The organism is Heliomicrobium undosum (assembly GCF_009877425.1).
Lineage (GTDB): Bacteria > Bacillota > Desulfitobacteriia > Heliobacteriales > Heliobacteriaceae > Heliomicrobium > Heliomicrobium undosum.
The window spans coordinates 163,914-181,345 of the sequence record NZ_WXEY01000002.1 but is presented as its reverse complement, the minus strand read 5'-3'; the positions used below and the strand labels follow the sequence as shown (position 1 = coordinate 181,345).

Annotated in this window: 19 protein-coding genes; 18 read left to right on the top strand and 1 reads right to left on the bottom strand. The window is 51.9% G+C overall.

The window, feature by feature from the left end:
* Window positions 1-44 precede the first annotated feature (44 nt).
* The 9 genes from GTO91_RS02950 (at window position 45) to GTO91_RS02910 (ending at window position 7,609) form a co-directional block, all read left to right on the top strand.
* Complete coding sequence (locus tag GTO91_RS02950; RefSeq protein ID WP_161254615.1) at window positions 45-290, top strand: BhlA/UviB family holin-like peptide; 246 nt, start codon at window positions 45-47, stop codon at window positions 288-290.
* Window positions 290-928, top strand: coding sequence for a peptidoglycan recognition protein family protein (locus tag GTO91_RS02945; RefSeq protein ID WP_161254612.1), 639 nt, complete (start codon window positions 290-292; stop codon window positions 926-928). The genes GTO91_RS02950 and GTO91_RS02945 overlap by 1 nt, the downstream gene beginning before the upstream one ends.
* A gap of 95 nt (window positions 929-1,023) precedes the next feature.
* The gene (locus GTO91_RS02940) at window positions 1,024-1,257 is read left to right on the top strand and encodes a phage holin family protein (protein WP_161254609.1); all 234 of its coding nucleotides are present in this window, start codon (window positions 1,024-1,026) and stop codon (window positions 1,255-1,257) included.
* Between the two features lie 77 nt (window positions 1,258-1,334).
* Window positions 1,335-2,312, top strand: coding sequence for a helix-turn-helix domain-containing protein (locus GTO91_RS02935; RefSeq protein WP_161254606.1), 978 nt, complete (start codon window positions 1,335-1,337; stop codon window positions 2,310-2,312).
* Entirely contained in the window at window positions 2,309-3,079 is a 771-nt protein-coding gene (locus GTO91_RS02930; RefSeq protein WP_161254603.1) for an ATP-binding protein, read from the top strand. The genes GTO91_RS02935 and GTO91_RS02930 overlap by 4 nt, the downstream gene beginning before the upstream one ends.
* Window positions 3,080-3,134: 55 nt before the next feature.
* Window positions 3,135-3,890 carry a BRO family protein gene (locus GTO91_RS02925; RefSeq protein ID WP_161254600.1) on the top strand — a complete coding sequence of 252 codons (756 nt, stop codon included), beginning with the start codon at window positions 3,135-3,137 and terminating at the stop codon, window positions 3,888-3,890.
* 45 nt (window positions 3,891-3,935) lie between these two features.
* On the top strand, window positions 3,936-5,195 hold the full coding sequence (locus GTO91_RS02920) for a DnaB-like helicase C-terminal domain-containing protein (RefSeq protein ID WP_161254597.1): 1,260 nt from the start codon (window positions 3,936-3,938) through the stop codon (window positions 5,193-5,195).
* A gap of 108 nt (window positions 5,196-5,303) precedes the next feature.
* Window positions 5,304-6,620, top strand: coding sequence for a BRO-N domain-containing protein (locus GTO91_RS02915; protein WP_161254594.1), 1,317 nt, complete (start codon window positions 5,304-5,306; stop codon window positions 6,618-6,620).
* Window positions 6,617-7,609 (top strand): toprim domain-containing protein, encoded by a 993-nt coding sequence (locus GTO91_RS02910; RefSeq protein WP_161254591.1) that lies wholly within the window; start codon window positions 6,617-6,619, stop codon window positions 7,607-7,609. Before GTO91_RS02915 ends, GTO91_RS02910 begins: the two co-directional genes overlap by 4 nt.
* Before the next feature lie 351 nt (window positions 7,610-7,960).
* Here GTO91_RS02910 and GTO91_RS02905 read toward each other — a convergent pair whose 3' ends face one another.
* Window positions 7,961-8,386, bottom strand: coding sequence for a helix-turn-helix domain-containing protein (locus tag GTO91_RS02905; RefSeq protein ID WP_161254588.1), 426 nt, complete (start codon window positions 8,384-8,386; stop codon window positions 7,961-7,963).
* Between the two features lie 184 nt (window positions 8,387-8,570).
* On the opposite strand from GTO91_RS02905, the gene GTO91_RS02900 reads away from it, so the two are divergent.
* From GTO91_RS02900 to GTO91_RS02860, 9 genes are all read left to right on the top strand, one after another.
* On the top strand, window positions 8,571-9,164 hold the full coding sequence (locus tag GTO91_RS02900) for a sigma-70 family RNA polymerase sigma factor (protein ID WP_161254585.1): 594 nt from the start codon (window positions 8,571-8,573) through the stop codon (window positions 9,162-9,164).
* A gap of 70 nt (window positions 9,165-9,234) precedes the next feature.
* Entirely contained in the window at window positions 9,235-9,921 is a 687-nt protein-coding gene (locus GTO91_RS02895) for a hypothetical protein (RefSeq protein ID WP_161254582.1), read from the top strand.
* A 144-nt stretch (window positions 9,922-10,065) separates the two neighbouring features.
* Window positions 10,066-12,222, top strand: a complete 2,157-nt coding sequence (locus tag GTO91_RS02890) for a DNA polymerase (protein WP_328793715.1) — start codon at window positions 10,066-10,068, stop codon at window positions 12,220-12,222.
* The gene (locus tag GTO91_RS02885) at window positions 12,201-13,136 is read left to right on the top strand and encodes a PD-(D/E)XK nuclease family protein (RefSeq protein ID WP_328793714.1); all 936 of its coding nucleotides are present in this window, start codon (window positions 12,201-12,203) and stop codon (window positions 13,134-13,136) included. The genes GTO91_RS02890 and GTO91_RS02885 overlap by 22 nt, the downstream gene beginning before the upstream one ends.
* Window positions 13,137-13,469, top strand: coding sequence for a PDDEXK family nuclease (locus tag GTO91_RS02880; RefSeq protein WP_161254578.1), 333 nt, complete (start codon window positions 13,137-13,139; stop codon window positions 13,467-13,469). It begins immediately after the preceding gene.
* Window positions 13,469-13,921, top strand: a complete 453-nt coding sequence (locus GTO91_RS02875; protein ID WP_161254575.1) for a 4Fe-4S single cluster domain-containing protein — start codon at window positions 13,469-13,471, stop codon at window positions 13,919-13,921. Before GTO91_RS02880 ends, GTO91_RS02875 begins: the two co-directional genes overlap by 1 nt.
* Entirely contained in the window at window positions 13,918-15,828 is a 1,911-nt protein-coding gene (locus GTO91_RS02870) for an anaerobic ribonucleoside-triphosphate reductase (RefSeq protein ID WP_161254571.1), read from the top strand. Before GTO91_RS02875 ends, GTO91_RS02870 begins: the two co-directional genes overlap by 4 nt.
* Before the next feature lie 11 nt (window positions 15,829-15,839).
* A complete protein-coding gene (dut, locus tag GTO91_RS02865) occupies window positions 15,840-16,340 on the top strand; it encodes a dUTP diphosphatase (protein ID WP_161254568.1) in 501 nt (166 codons plus the stop codon).
* Window positions 16,337-17,251, top strand: coding sequence for a hypothetical protein (locus GTO91_RS02860; protein WP_161254565.1), 915 nt, complete (start codon window positions 16,337-16,339; stop codon window positions 17,249-17,251). Before dut ends, GTO91_RS02860 begins: the two co-directional genes overlap by 4 nt.
* The last annotated feature ends 181 nt before the right edge of the window (window positions 17,252-17,432 follow it).

The following is a 17,432-nucleotide window of genomic DNA, read 5'->3' as shown; positions in this document are numbered from 1 at the left end:
AACCCCACAGCAGGGGTTTTTTGATTTTCCAGAGGGGGGAAGGGATGGATAAGCTGATTTCCGTCGCATTGGAACAGGGTCTATGGGCTGCCTTGTTCGTGTCTTTGTACCTGTACCAACTGAACGACAGCCGCCGACTGCAATCCGAGGCCAAGGTCCGGGAGGACAAGCTGACCGATTTTCTCAAGGACGTTTCCCGGCAGTTTGAGGTCCTGGCAAAGCAGTACGAGAAGCTATCCTGCGACGTGCAAGAGATCAAAATCGATATTCGAGAAAGGGGAAAAGCGTAATGGCAAACATCATTCAGGACCTGGTCCCGGTGGGCGCGAAAAACCGGCCCGGCAACGCACTGACGCCCAAGTTCATCACCGTCCACAACACCGGCAACAGCACCAAGGGGGCCAACGCTGCCGGTCACGCAGCCTTCATCAAATCGCCCGGAGCCGGTTCGACCAGTTGGCATTTTACCGTCGACGATCTGCAGATCATTCAACACATCCCCACCAACGAGAACGCCTGGCACGCTGGCGACGGGTTGAACGGCCCCGGCAACCGGACCAGCATCGGCGTGGAGATTTGCGAGAACAGCGACGGCAATTTGGCGCAGGCGGAGACCAATGCAATCGACCTGATTATTGATTTGATGAAAGAACACGCCATCCCGCTCAGTAACGTGGTTCCCCACAAGCATTGGACCGGCAAGCTCTGTCCGCACCTCATCCTGCCCCGGTGGGACGCCTTTATCGCCTCCATTGCTAAGCGGCAACAGGAACGTATCCAGGCAGAGAAGCTGGCGGTTGTACCGGACTGGGCGCGGGAGAGCGTAAAAAAGCTGATGGATAAAGATGTCCTGACGGAGCCCGCCGGAGACGCTACGTTCTATCGTTTGGTTGTCATTCTGGACCGACTGAAATTGATCGCATCGTAACCAGAAATGATTGCCAGCCCCTATCGTGTCACAATCGACCCCCATTTCTCGCATTAGTCAGTGTAGGCGTTGCGGGGGAAGGGAGGTGATGGGTCATGTTCGAACCGGCTGTTGTCGTTGCGGTCCTCATCGCGATCGGCCAGTTTGCCAAGCTGTACATTGACAGCAAGTATATTCCGCTGGTGACGCTGGTCTTGGGTGTTTGCGCCGGGGTCATCTACATCCCAGCAGACACGCTGCAAGCGGGCATCCTCAACGGCGTTATCGTCGGGCTGTCGGCAAACGGGCTTTTCGATGTAAGCAAAACACTGCACATCAAAACAGAATAATCGCTTCAACCCACTGGCTGCTCATTGCGGTCAGTGGGACTGTTTCTCGTTTATGGGCCAGAAAGGGGGGGACTACAGTGGAGAATCAGATGTTTCGCGTCGAGGTCAACCAATCGTTCAATGTGCTGGAGCAGACGTGGGACAATCACATCTATTTGAAACTCTACGTCAGTATGTTTGCCAGCGGCCTCGTGGCAGAGTTAGGGCCGGAACGCACCATTACGCTGCTGGCGATAGCATCGTTTATGAACGAAAAGGGCGAGTGCTATCCCACGCAAGAGCAATTGGCAGAGCGGTTGGGCATGACGCGAAAAACAGTTGCCAAACACATTCAGTCTCTGCTGAAGTTTCGCTACGAGGATCGCCCGTTGGTGCTACGGGATAAACGAAGAAATCCCAAAGTGTCTCCTAACGTCTACTCCGTCTACACGGTGCTGCCAATGTCCCAGGTTGCGATCTTTGACAGCAACAATACAGCTATGGGTAATTATGTACCTCTAGGTGGTAGTGCCCATACCCCCTCTACGGGTAATACGGGGAAAGCCATGGGTAAAACTGAGCCACCTATGGGTAAAAACGAGGACGGATCTATGGGTAACTGTTTACCCACTAACAAGAACCAGTTAAACCAGAACCACTATAACAAGACAATAAACCATGCAGAGTCAGGCCAAGGAACCGTAGGAACTCTTATATACGACCTGACCAAGCCCAGAGACGTCATCCAATCTTTCTGTGACCGTTATCGGGACAAGTATCATGTCGATTTCAACCCTGTATGGGGCCGGGACGTAAAGCGGGTGAAGACCGATCTGCTGGCGACCTATTCCACCGATCAGATACAGCAACTCGTCGACACCTACTTTGAAGAATACGACCAGCGTTGGCGATCCAAAGCCTACCCGCGCCCGGCCATTGGCTCGCTCTGCTGGCTGGCCCCGCAGGTGCTGGCTGTCGCACAGGAAAGGCAACCGCGCTGTAATGTGAAAAAACACGGCGGTCGAAACGTCGATGAAATCCTGGCAAGGCTGCAACGGGGAAGCGAGGAGGAGTGATCGTCATCCATTGTCTGCTCTCATCACAATGCAAGAAGGCTGGCGACGTTGCCCTGTGCCATGCCCATTGCTACGCCTACCTAAAACTACACGGGGCAAGCGGCAAGGGCGGCTTGTTGGGGCACACAGGCATTCCTGTGGCCTATGCAAAGGTAACGGCGAACCGCCTGCCCTTCAAATCCGACAACCCAGAGGCGCACCAACTGGTTTTTGCCTACTGCCAGAACGTACTGCAACGGGTAACGGAAGGGGTGGGGCTGTATCTGTACTCCGTCCCCAACAGCGTCAATCCAAAAGGAACCGGAACCGGCAAAACCACGGCTGCCGTCGCGATCCTTCATGCGTATTTGGTGGCCCGAACGATTCAACACGTGAAGCGGACGAAACCGATTTTCCAGCTACCCGCGTTATTCGTCAACGCATCAACGTTCCAGAACCGGTTCAACGCCCAGTTCCGCGGACCCCGTGAGATGCAAGAAAAGGCCGCTGTCGCCTTTTACGAGTGCAAGATCGATATGGCGCAAGCAGAACTGCTCGTTCTCGATGACGTGGGCGTACGAGAGGCGACAGAGGCATATCGAAATGAGTTCTACGAGGTCATCGACCATCGGTGCGCCAATCAGAAAGCCACCATCCTTACCTCGAATGAACCGTTGGAACCGATCGCTCGGTTACTGGACCCCCGTATCGCCAGTCGCATAGGGGGTATGACCATTCCCGTTTCCTTTGAAGGGGAAGACCAGCGAAACCGGGCGATGCTTGGATGATGATGTTACCGCTCAACAAAACAAAATCTCAAAAAAACTTAGGAGGACAAAATTAATGATGAACATGCAAAAGGTATTCCACTATGAGGGCGCGCAGGTACGGACAGTTGTAATCGACGGTCAACCTTGGTTTGTGGCAAAAGACGTGTGTATTGTTCTGGAACTCAAAAACCCAAGTGCTGTTATTCAACGACTAGATGATGATGAACGGGCTAAGTTCAACTTAGGTCGTCAGGGAGATACGAACGTTGTCAATGAACCCGGGTTATATAGTTTAATCCTTGCTAGCCGCAAGCCCGAGGCCAAAGCGTTCAAACGCTGGGTCGTGCATGAGGTGTTGCCCAGCATCCGCCAGACCGGTTCCTACACCATCCATAAAGAGAAGCGGCCCGACTTCGAGGGGAGGATCCTTCCCACGAACTATATGGAGGCTTTGGATGCGCTCGTCCAGACAGAGAAAATGCGACTGGTGCTTGTCGCCAAGGTCGAGGCTGACGCGCCGAAAGTGGCGGCCTTTGATACCTTCATTGATTCTCACGGGTGGCAAACCATGTCGGAAGTGGCCAAGGCGATGGATGACGGCCGCAACAACACTTATGCGACGCTTCGGGAGAACGGCATTTTGATTAAGAACGGCATGGACAAAAACCTGCCGATTCAAAAGTACGTCGACAGCGGCCACTTTGCCGTCAAGGAGATCACCTTCAAAAATCCCTATGGACAGTTGATGAGCCGCAGCCGGACCTTGGTATCCCCGAAAGGCGTGGAATTGGTTCGCAGAGTCCTTTCCGCTAGTAAAAGGGCGGCGTGAGTCAGTTTCAGATTATCTTGATTTGAACACAGGGGGAGGAAGCGGATGCAGGAATCGCAGTTGCTGTCCAAAGTGATCGACGAAAACGCCTTGCCTGTATTGAACCGCTTCAACGTGGATCTCGGCGACTTTCCTACCTTGGGCGAGGTGTATCTGTTTATACGTGAATATGTGCGGGAGAACGGTCGTTCACCGGATTATCGGACGGTCGTCGCCCAGTTTGAGAACTTTGAGTATATCCCTGACGTGCAGGATTCCTTCAAATATCTCTGCTCCCGGCTCAAGGCCCAAACGGCCAAGCGACGGGCATTTGAACTGTTGCAGCACCAGGCGGCCAAGAAGTTTAGCGAACTGCCCGGTGATCGGTTTATCCAGTGGTTAAAGGAAGAAACCCTTCGCATTGAATCGACCACGCAGATCCGTTTCGACCTTGGCACTAACTTTGCCACCAATGGGGAAGAACGACTGTCGTGGTATGACCAGGCTAAGGAGCAGCGCACCCGCAACTATATCCCCACGCCATACCCCGGCCTTACCCAAGCCCTAGGCAGCGGATTTGAAGTGGGCGACTATATCCTGCTCATGGCCTTCACCAACCGGGGAAAGTCCTGGTTGGCGTCGCATATCGGATTGACGGCGTGGGAGAACCGCTTTGGGGTGCTTCATTACTCGCCCGAATTGTCCAAACGCCAACAGGCGCTTCGGTTGGATACCTTGATGGGGAAGTTTGACAACGTGAAACTCCGCCGGGGGCTGTTGGAGAACGAATCGCAGTATTTTTCCTACCTGAAAGCTTTTTCGGCGGAGACGGCAACGGCTCCATATTTGATCAAAACCATGGAAGACTTACCGGATGGTCTGTCATTAGAAGCGATTGAAGCGGACCTGCAGATGAACCCCAACGTAAAAATGGTCATCATCGACGGCTTTAACCTCATGAACCATGGCCGGGGCAAGATGAGGGATTCCATGTCCTACACTTCGCGCCGGTTAAGACAATTGTTTGGGCGGTACGCAGTAGCCGGGCTGGTCGTACACCAAACGCCAGGGGCGGCTGAAAAGGAGAAGCGAAAAACAGATGATGAGGGCGTCCATGTCGTAAAGCCACCGAAGCTGACCGATTACTCGGAAACAGTGGCCGTCATCCAGGACGCGGCAACGGCGCTCACCTTTGACGCGGGTGACGGTATCGGCAAAATCAGCATTGAGAAAGCCCGGGAACCCAATGTGGGAACAGTGATCGAATTGGTCTGCGACTTCAATCTGGGCGTGATTCGGGAGAGCGATGTGACCGACCTTTTTTGAATGAGAGAAAATTCCAGTTTGTTTCGTGTCACAATCGAGAGTCAATTTTCGCATTAAGAAGATGTATGGACAAAACAGTCCGACAAAAAAACTGAGGAGGCTACACCATTGAAAACATCGCAGGTTATCGAAAAGTACGAACGTCCGGTACTCAACACAATAGCTAACATTAATCCGGAGAAAGGAACTGTTGCTAACCCAACGCGTCTTCCTCAAATCATTGACTTTGAAGGCACCGAGATCCGCACTGCAGTCATAGATAACACATTATGGTTTGTCGCGAAAGATATCTGTGCCGCCATTGGTATCGGCAATCCTTCGGCTAATCTGATGAGACTCGAAAGGAATGACAGGAAGCTCCATCCCGTAGAGACTTCTGGGGGCACACAGAATATGTTGATGATTAACGAATCCGGACTATATCAACTTTTTTTAACGTGCCGCAAGCCAAATGCAAAGCAAATCAAAAAGAGGATTATCCGACAAGTAGCTTCTCATCTGCACCAATCGAATCTCGATAATAGTGAGACTGAAACATCAAATAATGAAAGGATGCTATCTGTGCAATCTCAAAACGTTCATGTTTTCGACTTTGAAGGCCATTCTGTACGAACCGCACTCATAGAAGAAACAATCTGGTGGGTTGCAAAAGATGTGTGTGATGTACTTGAGATAGGTAATCCAACAAAGGCACTTTATAGACTCGATGAAGATGAAAAAATGACTCTGATGGAGAGGGAAACCCTCCTTACGATAAGTAAGGAGCCAATGATAACCCAGTTAACTCTGGTAAATGAACCCGGTTTGTACTCACTGATTATTGGTAGCCGCAAACCCCAAGCGAGATTATTTAGAAGATGGGTGACTCACGAGGTAATTCCGAGTATCCGAAAGACGGGGCAGTACGCCATTAGTGAGGGTACTCCTTCAAATGAGAAAATCGATAAGCTGGCGGAAACGATAACGCAAGCAATGGGTAGCATTACGGAAATTGTATCGCTCTCCATTAAAAACTCTGCCGATATGATGACGGCAACCATGGACACCACCAATACCGCGATGAACGCCATCCATCAATTGATCAAAACGTTAGAGCCCGTTCTAACCAACGCGATCAAACCGGCTCAAACATCACCCTCCATTGATGACCACAACCTGGCTGCCCGCATCAAAGAACTTCGTGAGACAACGCCCAACCATAAACTCAGAAGCTATGTTCACCAGATGGCCTCGTGGAGTGCAAAACCGGCCGTTCATTATGGTCGTATGTACGCGATGTTGGCAAAAGCGACAGGCTTTGATGCTCTCGAAGCGTTCAAGCAGCAGCATGGGAGGAAGGTCAATAAAATCACGCTGGTCCAAGAGGCCGGCTTGCTGCCGGAAGCGGTGGCGATTATGGAAACGGTCATTCAGAACGCGGCATGATTACGCTGCACGGGCAGGAGATCGAGGTTGATATCGCCTCAGAACTTCGACGGTACGACTGGAACCGGCCCCGGTGGACAGATACCAAGTTGTTGGCTTGCTCGCCCTTTCGGCCCGAACGACATCCATCTTTCGCGATCCGACTGGACACTGGTGTCTGGATCGATTCCGGCGGGGACGATCCAGAGTGGAAGAAGGGAAATCTTCCTCGGCTGTTATCGTGGCTGCGAAATGAGACCTATGAGGAAACCGTTGATTATCTGCTGACCCAATACGGCGTTCACACAACCGACGTGGATTCCCTTCAACTAAAAATGCGCCCGCTTTCGATGGAGACGGAAAGCTGGACGCCCTTGCATCCCGATATATTGGTTCCTTATCGCTATCGGCATCCCTATCTGGAAAAACAGCGAGGTCTATCTGAACAGATTCAGCGGTTCTTCAATATCGGCTACGACCGGAAGCGTAAAGCGATCACCTTTCCCTGGCAAGACCGATCCGGCCACCTGGTCAACATCAAGTATCGAAGTGTCCGGGACAAAATCTTTTGGTATCAAACCGGCGGCCAGCCGATCCGCAATCACATCTATGGATTGAACCATGTCATCCGTCTTCAGAAAGAACTGATGTTCATCGTCGAAAGCGAGATTGACGCCATTACCCTCTGGGAGGCCGGATATGGCGCAGTGGCTCTCGGGGGAGCCCATCTTTCAGCGCGGCAAAGGGATCTTATCATTCAATCCCCCGTGAAGGAGGTGGTAATCGCCACAGACAACGACCTGCCGGGAAGACGGCTGGCGGACAGTATCATCCGACAACTCGGGGGTTATCTATCTCTGCGAGTGATGGAAATTCCGGAATACGCCAAAGACGTGAACGAACTGCCTCGGGACGTATTGCTTCACGCTTGTCAATCACTCAGAGACGTTGAACTTGGGCGTCCCCGTGACAGCGTCTTAGCCCCTTTTATCGCAGTCCACAGGCCGTAGATAGTGGAAAGGAGGAGTATTGCCGATACGAAACCCATGATGAGTTGTACACGTGATTCGTTCTTCATGATTTGTTCGGTTGGATGGAGTTTTCTCATGTAGTATTCTGCGATGACGTCAAATACTTCACCGATGCTGGATGGATTCACCAATAAATATTCTCTTCCTTCGTATTCCACCTTCGCCATGGCGACAAGTTTCTTCAAATCCCGTGAAACGCGTACTTGCAGAAAGAACCAAGCCCCGAACAACAAGCTCGTAATCGCACCGGAGACAAACATGGACAATAATCCCGATAAGAGCCTGGATAGCGTGAGTCTGTTACAAGAAGATTCCACGGTTTGCCCTCCCTTAACGCCTTTTTTCTGCTTCCATTTCTTTAATTAGTGAACGAAATGAGTTGTATACCTCGTCATAAATTCCCTTTTTTTCTTTTTTGGTTAACTTTTTGTTTTGATTGAGTTCGATGAGCAGCTTTTGAAATTGCGGGCTTTTCTCAAGTTCAGTCGTCGCTGTTTCAGGAATCCTGCCGAGTCGTCTGTAGATTTCACTACTGTCGATTCCATAGAGTTTCGCCAGGTCTTCGACTAATTGATCGCCAGGAGCCTTCAAGCCACGTTCCAGTTCTGACAGGAAGTTTATGGACACGCCAACCTTATCGCTTAACGCGGCCAAGGTGAACCCTTTTTTCATCCGTAACCCCCGCAGATAGTCACCCGTATTGGCGTAGCGTAGCATCTGCTGGGCTTTCTCACGACCGGTTAACCGCTTCGGCATGAAGCAACCCCTTTTCTTAACTTTCCCCGGTTGGAATCGATCATAACTGGTAAAGCCTTGCTTCCAATAATCTACACCTATTAATACTGTGTAAATTGTGTAATCATTAGCCCTGTCATTAATTAAACCATAAAGATTACTTGAACAACCGATGAAACGAGGAAAGAAGGAAAGGGGTAGCGGCTTGAACGACCAGAACAAGATCGATGGCTTTGCACTAGAGTTCGCCAAAACGGGGGATGGTCATTCATTTACGGAACTGCTGCGGCTTATGGATCCTATCCTGAAGTACGAGGCTCGAAAAAGGGAAAATCATCGCATTCGCTACCAGGACATCTATTCCGTATTTCAGGAAGCGGTTTGGAAGGCGGCCATCGATTTTGACGGAAGGACCTCGTTTGTACAGCGATACCGGGTCATTATGCTTCGGGAATTCATTGACTTATGCCGGTATCATCGAGCGATAAAGCGGGTCTCAGACACACTGCAAACTACTGATTTCGATGAGAATACGTTGGACTGGAATTCCATATGTAAAGACGATGTATCGACCGTTGAGCAAACCGTCGTCGGAAACGCGCAAAAAAAAGAACTGCTCGATGGTTTTGCGAGAACCAACGAGCAGCAAGGAAAAATCATTAAGCTGTTAGATTTCGGCTGCACCTTTCAAGAAATCGCCTCTGTCGTGTTCGGTGCGAGCGAATACGATGCGAGATCGCGAAAGGGGGTGCAACGAGCCAAAGAAAAGTTCAAAGAGTACCTCGACAGTGTCGCCTAACTCAAAGCGGTTACAAAAAGCGTTTCAGCGCCAACCATACAATAATCAATTTCACGGAGGGTATTAAATCATGAGTGTAATCACAGCGAAAGGCAAAGCTGCCAAGGAATCTGCCAACAAGAAAAACTCATCTATCGATTTCAAAAAGGTGTATATTCGGTTGAAAGACGGCGATTCCGTTCGCGTTCGCCTGCTGACGCCGGAGGATTATGTGGAATACAGAGCCCACAGCGCCTACCTGCAAGGGATTTTCACACAGCCCTGCATTCATCCCGCCGGTCAAAAATGTGCCCATTGCGAAGCGGGCCATTCGGGGCTGGAAGAATTCCAGGGACTTCGGGCGCGCAAGCGTTACCTTTTTGCCATGGCCGATCTCGATGAGGGCATCATCCGGGTATTCGATGCCAGCAAAGGACAAGCCCAGGGGATCATTCAGACCATTGAACAGTACACCGATCACTTGCGGGATTTGGCCTTCGTGTTCAAGCGAACTGGCACCAAAGTGGAAACGAGCTTCACGCTGAATCCAATCATTAAGCTAAAGCCTGAAGACCAGGAAAAGTTCGATTCATTTAATGAGACGACGGTGGAAGACGATTTCTACGAAACGGTTCTGCAACCGCGCACCCGCCAACAGCAAATCGAAGAGCTAGAAAAGGCAGGCTTTCCTATTGAGCGATTTTTCGGCAACGAACTGCAGGACGACGGCGTAAAGCCCCTCGGAGAAGCGGAGGTAAAGCCAGAGGATCTTTTTTAAGGAGGCCATCATGAAAAGCGGGAGGTCGTGACTGTCGAGCTAAGGATTGGATTATCAAAACCTGTTGTAATTGATGTGTCTGATCGGGTTCAAAATGCTCAGCTACGTAAAGAGATGGCAAGTCGGGAGCCCACTTGGGAGGAAGTGTGGCTCTCCGGTTGGGTCAGCCATACCGGAGCCAAGAAGAAAGCGATCTTTCAGACGAACCTCTCGGACCTTGATAAGGGACGATTGAAAACGGTAAAGGCGGCCATCGATTCCGGCGAGATCGGTGTGGGTGTCGAGAACCTGAAGAAGTTCACTAAGGCCCATGCGTTGCGGCTATGGCGTGATTTACAGATGCAGCGCAAAGAATCGGTGCTGAAAAACATGGTCGCGAATACGCCGGCCAATTACCGGCTGATTCAAACAGAATCACAGCTAGACCAGTTGATCAGCGACCTACGAAATGAGCCTATCATAGCATTCGACACAGAAACGACCGGTTTGGACGTTTACCACGATGTAATTGTTGGAATGTCGATCACGTTGCCCAAGGCCGATTACCACGTCTATATCCCGGTGGCTCACAGAACGGGGAAGCAGCTAGATCGCTCTATTGTACTCGCTGCCTTGAAGCCGATTCTTACCGACCCGGCTATCGGCAAGGTGCTGCACAACGCCAAGTACGACATCCACATGTTGCTCCGACACGGCATTCGGATGCAGGGGCTCCTGCACGATACCCGAGTTGCCATGGCCCTGTTAAACGAGAACGAGCCTTCCTTTGCCCTAAAGAACCTGGCGACAAAGTATGGGAAGTATTTCGGGTTTCAGGACAGCAGCCATACCTTTGAGGAGTTGTTTGGGAAGACCCGCTTCGATGACGTGCCCCTGGACGTGGCCCTCGTGTACGCCGCCAAAGACACCCACCTTACGTGGATGTTGTACCTATGGCAGCGTGAGCATCTACAGCGGCTAGCGAAGTTGTCTCGGCTGTATCGCGAACTGGAGAATCCGCTCATTGACACCTGCGTCGAAATGGAACAGTGCGGGTTCCTCATCGACCAGGGGTATGCCCAGCAGTACGGCGGTGAACTCAAAGCCGAGATCTCCGAGTTGGAAAAAAACCTAGTGGATCACTTTGGGGAGATCAACTTTAATTCGCCCGTTCAGTTGGCCCGTAAGTTTTATGACGAATTAAAACTACCCGAGGTTAACGACCGATCCACCGATATGAAGACGCTGAAGGCTCTGAAGGACAAGCACCCCGGCATCGAGCACCTGCTGAAATACCGGGAACTCTCGAAACTTCTCAGCACCTACGTTGAGGCGTTGCCGGAACGGATCAAATCGGATGGCCGAATTCACGGCTCCTTCAATCAGGTGGCCACCGTGACGGGCCGGTTTTCCAGCAACGAACCCAACCTTCAGAACCTGCCTACGAAAGCCCGGAAATTGATCGTCGCGCCACCCGGCAAGTTGCTTGTCGGCAGCGACTTCTCCCAGATTGAACCCCGTGTGCTGGCCCATATCAGCGGTGACCTTCACTTACAGGAGCCTTATCTAAACGGGCAGGACCTGTATTCCACCCTGGCGAGCCGGGTATTCAAGGTGCCCATCGAGGAATGCGGCGACGGCTCCAAGTACCGGAAGATGATGAAAGTCGGTCTGCTAGCGATTCTCTACGGGACCAGTATGTATACCTTATCGGACCAATTAGGAATCACAGTAGAAGAGGCCCAACTGTTTATTGGAGATGTCTTTAGAACCTACCCACAAGTTTATTCCTTCATTAAAGACACGCACCTATTGGTCAAGGAGAACGAGTACGTAGAAACCCTCTTTGGCCGAAAACGGCGATTCCCAGGTCATCGCCAGAAAGCCAATCTCTACGATGCTCTGGCAAAAGAAATCTGTTCGATCCTTGGCGTCGAGGAACTCCCGCTGGATATCTGGCGAAACAACGACATCCCCCGGGATCTCAAACGCAAATTCTACAACGTCAAAGGCGAGGTAGAATCCGTCCGGCGGCAAAGTGTCAACGCCATCATCCAGGGAACGGCCGCCGATATCATGAAGCGGGCGATGCTCAACCTGAACCAGTATTGCAACAGACGGGGCTGGTCTCTCTGCGGCACCGTACACGATGAAGCGTTGATGCTGGTGGATACGAACATTACCGAGCGTGACATCCAGGATATCGAAGCGTGCATGACCGCAGCGGCCTCGCTGGCAGTGCCGCTCAAAGTGGATACCGAAATCATGACCCGATGGGGCGAAGGGATAAAGAAAGGGGAGTGGTTTGCATCGGCAGCTTAGTCAACCGAGATGGCGCCAGGGAACTGCGTGAGGAAGTGGTGTCCGTCGTTGCCGACCGCGGTAACGAATTGACCACAGCTATCCTCCAACATTTTGATGCGATCCATTCCATTGAAGAAGTAAATGACAATGACATCGAAAAGCTGCTCCTGACGGACGAATTGGACGGTCTCAACAGCGATACGAGAAAGCTGGGGTTTCAACGGGGTTTGGTGACATTCTCGCCTTCATCGGCCTACAAATGTGAACGGGAACTTTATTACAAAAACAAACGTGTGGAAGCCGCTTTTGTTGACCGCTTTCCATATCAGCGACGGTGGACCCGCAACGGATCGGCCGTTCACCGGGCGGTGCAACGGGATCTGCTCTATGCCGAGACCCAGCTGGATTCTCCGCAGTTTACCGTGGTGCGAACGAAGACCACCAACCGGCCGGCCTGGGAAAAGAACATCCGTCAGGTCCGCCAGTTTGAACACAACGGTCAGCGGTTCCAATTGTACGGCATGATGGACGGCGTGTTGCTGTACCAGCCGGATGGCAGCAAGATCGGATTTGAGTTTAAGACGAAGTCATCGACCATCGGGGCGATCGGCTCGTACCGGCTGAAAGATGCCCAGGAGGATCACAAGGAGCAATGCATCGCCTATTCTCTGCTCTTTGGCCTTAACGAGTTCCTCATTGTCTACGAATCCCTCGCGAAGGACAGTTGGACCAAGGGAGCCGAGGCAAAGCCAGACATGCGCGCGTTTTATCTGAAGGTTACCGATGAAGACCGCAACCGGCTCTTGGACAAGTTCGCTGTTGTCGCCCAGAAATGCTACGCCAATGAAATTCCTGCCGCAATGATTGAGAAGTGTTTTTTCTGCCTGTACAAGCCCCACTGCCATCGCATGAACGAACAGGTGGCGGCCTAAATGGGGCGGACCAATTATCAGCGAGGCTATGAGATTGAGCGAAAGATTGTTCACGAACTGACCAGCCAAGGATATCTGGTACTCCGGTCTGCCGGTTCGCACTCCAAGGTCGATGTGCTGGGTATCAGCCGACGGCGGATCCTAGCGGTGCAGTCCAAGCGGACGAAAAAGTTCTCTCCGGCGAATTACCGCAAAGAGATCGCCGACATCCAAGCAACCATCGCCCAGCACAACCTGGATGATGTCATCGACTTTGAACTCTGGGTGTGGGTAGACCGGCAAGGCTTTCGCAAGTGGCAAGTAAGGGCCAGCCACGTGAAGGAGGTGGCCTGATGCAAACGGTTCGCGTGGCGGGGTTTCATGACTTCAACACCACCGACGCCAACGGCATTGCCTTCAGCATCTTCTTTCAAGGTTGCCGTAAGCGGTGCCCCGGCTGCCACAATCCAGAATTGCAACCCATGGACGGCGGGGAGGAGATGGCGATTGATGACATCTTCGCCCGGCTCCGAAAGCACCGGGCGGTCTACGATTCCGTGGTCTTCCTTGGCGGGGAGCCCATGGAGCAGCCAGAAGCGTTGCGGACCATCCTGGCTGCCGTAAAATCCTTCGGCCTTGAGACCTGGCTGTATACCGGCTATGACCTGAACAAGATCCCCGAGGTCATCATCGACCTATGTGATGTCATTGTCGCTGGCGAATATCGGGAGGACTTACGCACCGGCGCATTCCCCGCCAGTTCCAATCAAATCGTGTACCATCGACGGAAGGAGAGGGTGGCTTGAAGTTATCGCTGACCTTTGAACCTGGATTCCACCGTCTCTATCAGAAGTTTGCCAATGATCCTATCGGCCTCAAGCTGCTCGAACTCGAAGGCATCAGCCCGAACAAAGTGGATGTCGGCCAGATGTCCCACGACTACTTCACCAAGCGGCTGGCCGATACCAGCGTGGATCAAAACGCCAACTCCAACGAGGAACTGTCGGCAAACAACTACCAGGCCGAAGTGACAAAAGGCATCTTGAAATTGGAGGGCTACTACCTGCTGTGGCGATACAGCAAAAAACGCTTCGGCCTCCACCGGGCCAACCAGATGCTCTCGGCGATCTGGCGGGGGGAGCTGTACTTCCACGACAGCTCCGGCCAAGGGATTCAAGTACCCTATTGCTTCGCCTTCTCCACATCAAACCTCATGATCGAGGGGCGGCAATACGGTCAACTTCATAGCCTACCGCCGAGGCGTTCGGACAGCTTCGTGGCCCAAGTCACGGAAGTGGTCATGGATTTGAGCCAGGAGTTTGCCGGTGCGGTGGCGCCAGGGGATTTTATCGTCAACCTGGCGTGGTATCTCAAAAAGGAAGGTCGCGATCCGGAAAGAGCGGAGGACCGGGCCTATATCGAGAACCTCTGGCAAAAGTTCGTCCACGTGGCCAATAACAAGTTCAGAATTTCGGGCCAATCGCCCTTTTCTAACGTGTCTATCTTTGACCGGGAAAACCTCAAGAAGCTCTTTGAAGAGTACCGGTATCCCGACGGGACGGAAGTAGATGTCGAGTATGTGATGACCGTGCAGAAGGTAATCGCCGAGTTCTTCGCCCAAGGCGACCCGTCTACTGGCCTGCCGTACCGCTTCCCCGTCATGACGGCCAACCTGTCGGTCGATAAGGATCGGCGACCCATCGACGAGGACTTCCTGGACTTTATCAGCCGGATTAACGTCAAACTGGGTGTGCTCAACATCTACGCCAATGAAGGCTCCAAGATCGCAATGTGCTGCCGTTACGTAAACGACACCGAACGGATGAAGTACAGGGCCGATAGCTTCGGCAACGGCGGCCTAAACATCGGTTCCCACCGAGTGGTGACCATCAACTTCCCCCGTCTTGCGCTGGATGCGCGTGACGAGAAGCATTTCTTTGTTCTGTTGGATCGCCGGGCGAGAATGGCAAGAGATTTGCTGCTGGTCCACCGGGAAGAAATCCTTCGCCGCCGAGTGAAGAAAGGATTCCTGAAGTTCTTCAAGCCCCTCGATTGGTTCTCGCTGGACATGCTGTTCTCCACCATCGGCATCCACGGCCAATATGAGATGTGCGAGTTCATGGGGCTGCCGATGGAAACCGCTGAGGGCCAGGCGTTTACCGAAAAGGTACTGAAGCGGACGGAGGAATACGCCGCCATCTTCAGTCGGGGAACAGGTCATTCCTTCAACACCGAGGAAATTCCTGCGGAAAGCACGGCAGCTACCTTGGCGAAAAAGGACCGGCTTGTCTATGGAAAGTTGCAACCCTTTGAACTGTATTCGAATCAGTATGTCCCGCTCATTGCCGATATGGGCACCGTCGACCGCATCAAACTGACGGGCCGGTTTATGAAACACGTCAGCGGCGGCGGCATCCTTCACCTGAATGTTCAGGAACAGATCACTGACCCTTATATAATGAAGAAACTCATCCTGATTTCCTTATCCGAGGGAATTGAACACTTCGCCATCAACTATGGATTTGGCATTTGCGCCCACGGTCATATGGCGATCGTCGGCACCGGGACTACCTGCCCCATCTGTGGGCAGCCAATTACAGATCATCTGACGCGGGTTATTGGCTACTTTACACGAGTGTCCTCATGGGGAGATGTGCGAAAGAATTACGAGTATCCAAAGCGGAAGTTTCATGAATTAAACAAGGCAGGTTAGGGGGAACAGATTTGAACGTTGAAATCATTCGTCTTCACCCAGAGGCCATTTTTCCCAAACAACAGACGGAATACGCTAGTGGTTTTGATCTTCACGCTCTCGGAGTGTTTCCTCTAGACGAAATTGATTGCATTGAAAAAAACTTAGGCTATCAAGAGTTTTGGGTAGAACCAGGGGAACGCGTTCTTGTTCGGACAGGTATTGGCATCCAGCTACCTGTGGGTGTGGAGGCTCAAATCCGACCCAGGAGTGGATTGGCATTAAAAGAAGGGATTACGGTGCTGAATTCACCAGGAACCATCGATGCTGATTATGCCGGTGAGCTTCGCGTCATTTTAATTAACTTTGGTGAGGAACAGTTTCGCATCCTTCAAGGGGACCGGATCGCTCAAATGGTTTTTCAACCTGTTTTATTTGGCGTAGATTATTCAGACTCAGTAGACCTTAGAAAAACCAAACGAGGCAGCGGCGGATTCGGCCATACCGGAACAGAGGGGAGGAAGACTGCTTGAGCCGATTTACGATTGACCTCACTCCCATCTGCTGGAGTGAACGCACCCACCTTGAGCCAGAACGGCTGACCGATCTCCGCAATCTGGAGCAGTTCATCAATGAGAACTATGTCAAGGAAGGATGCAAGCCGGTCCAGCATGGCCGAGTGATCGCATTGCGGTCTACCGATAAGGGGCGAAAATCCTCCGCCTTCGCATCAGCTCTTTACCTCGGCAAGTACGACGACATGGGAAACACGGATCGGTTCCTCAACGGCATGGTCAAAGCAGGACATTCTTACGAGCCGATCCGTGGCGAGACAGTGACCTTCCTTTTCATCGGCGTGAGCAAAACGGTCTACGACCACCTCATCACCTACACGCTTCGGAACCGTCGGATCGCCGGAGGCTTCCGGGCTAATAAACCTTGGGGATATGTAATTCCCTATGAGGCACGTGACCCTTGGCTATATCACGGGATGATGGAGGAACAGCTTGCTAGGTGCAAGCAAATGAAGAAGGATCATCCTAGAGAACCGTTGCAAGCCATCCGCTCCCTTTACCCCATGGGCGTGATGATGCCTCCGTTCATGCTGGATTTTTCCGAGGAAGCCCTGGTGAAGCATGTGTTCAAACAGCGTATCTGGGAGCGTGGTGCCCAAGAAGATACCCACGACGTGGTTACTTCTATGTTTGAAACGGTTCGCGCCATGGACCCCCTAAAATGGGACACGTTGAAGGAACACCACGGTCCCCATATGGAGGGCCATAACCGGGCCATGCGGAAGCTGCGGGAAAAACGGCCGACCCTGCGGGATTTGATTAGCCAAAAAGAAAACGCCCAGGCCGATCTGATGGACCTGGACGTCTATGAACTCCTGATGGATACGGTGGGGAAGCTGCCGAAGACGATGTGGGATAAAGCGAGTTAGCGAAAGAGGCTACTTCATGACTTCTAAATTCCTCAGGATATCCTGTAACTCCTGAAAGGTAATTTCACCTTTGGCATATCGCCTTTTCGCAACTTCAGCCGGTGAACTGAACCTTTTATATGCGATGTAGGCTCCTATGATAAGTAAAACGGGAATGCCTACTTTAACGAACACAAGTAAA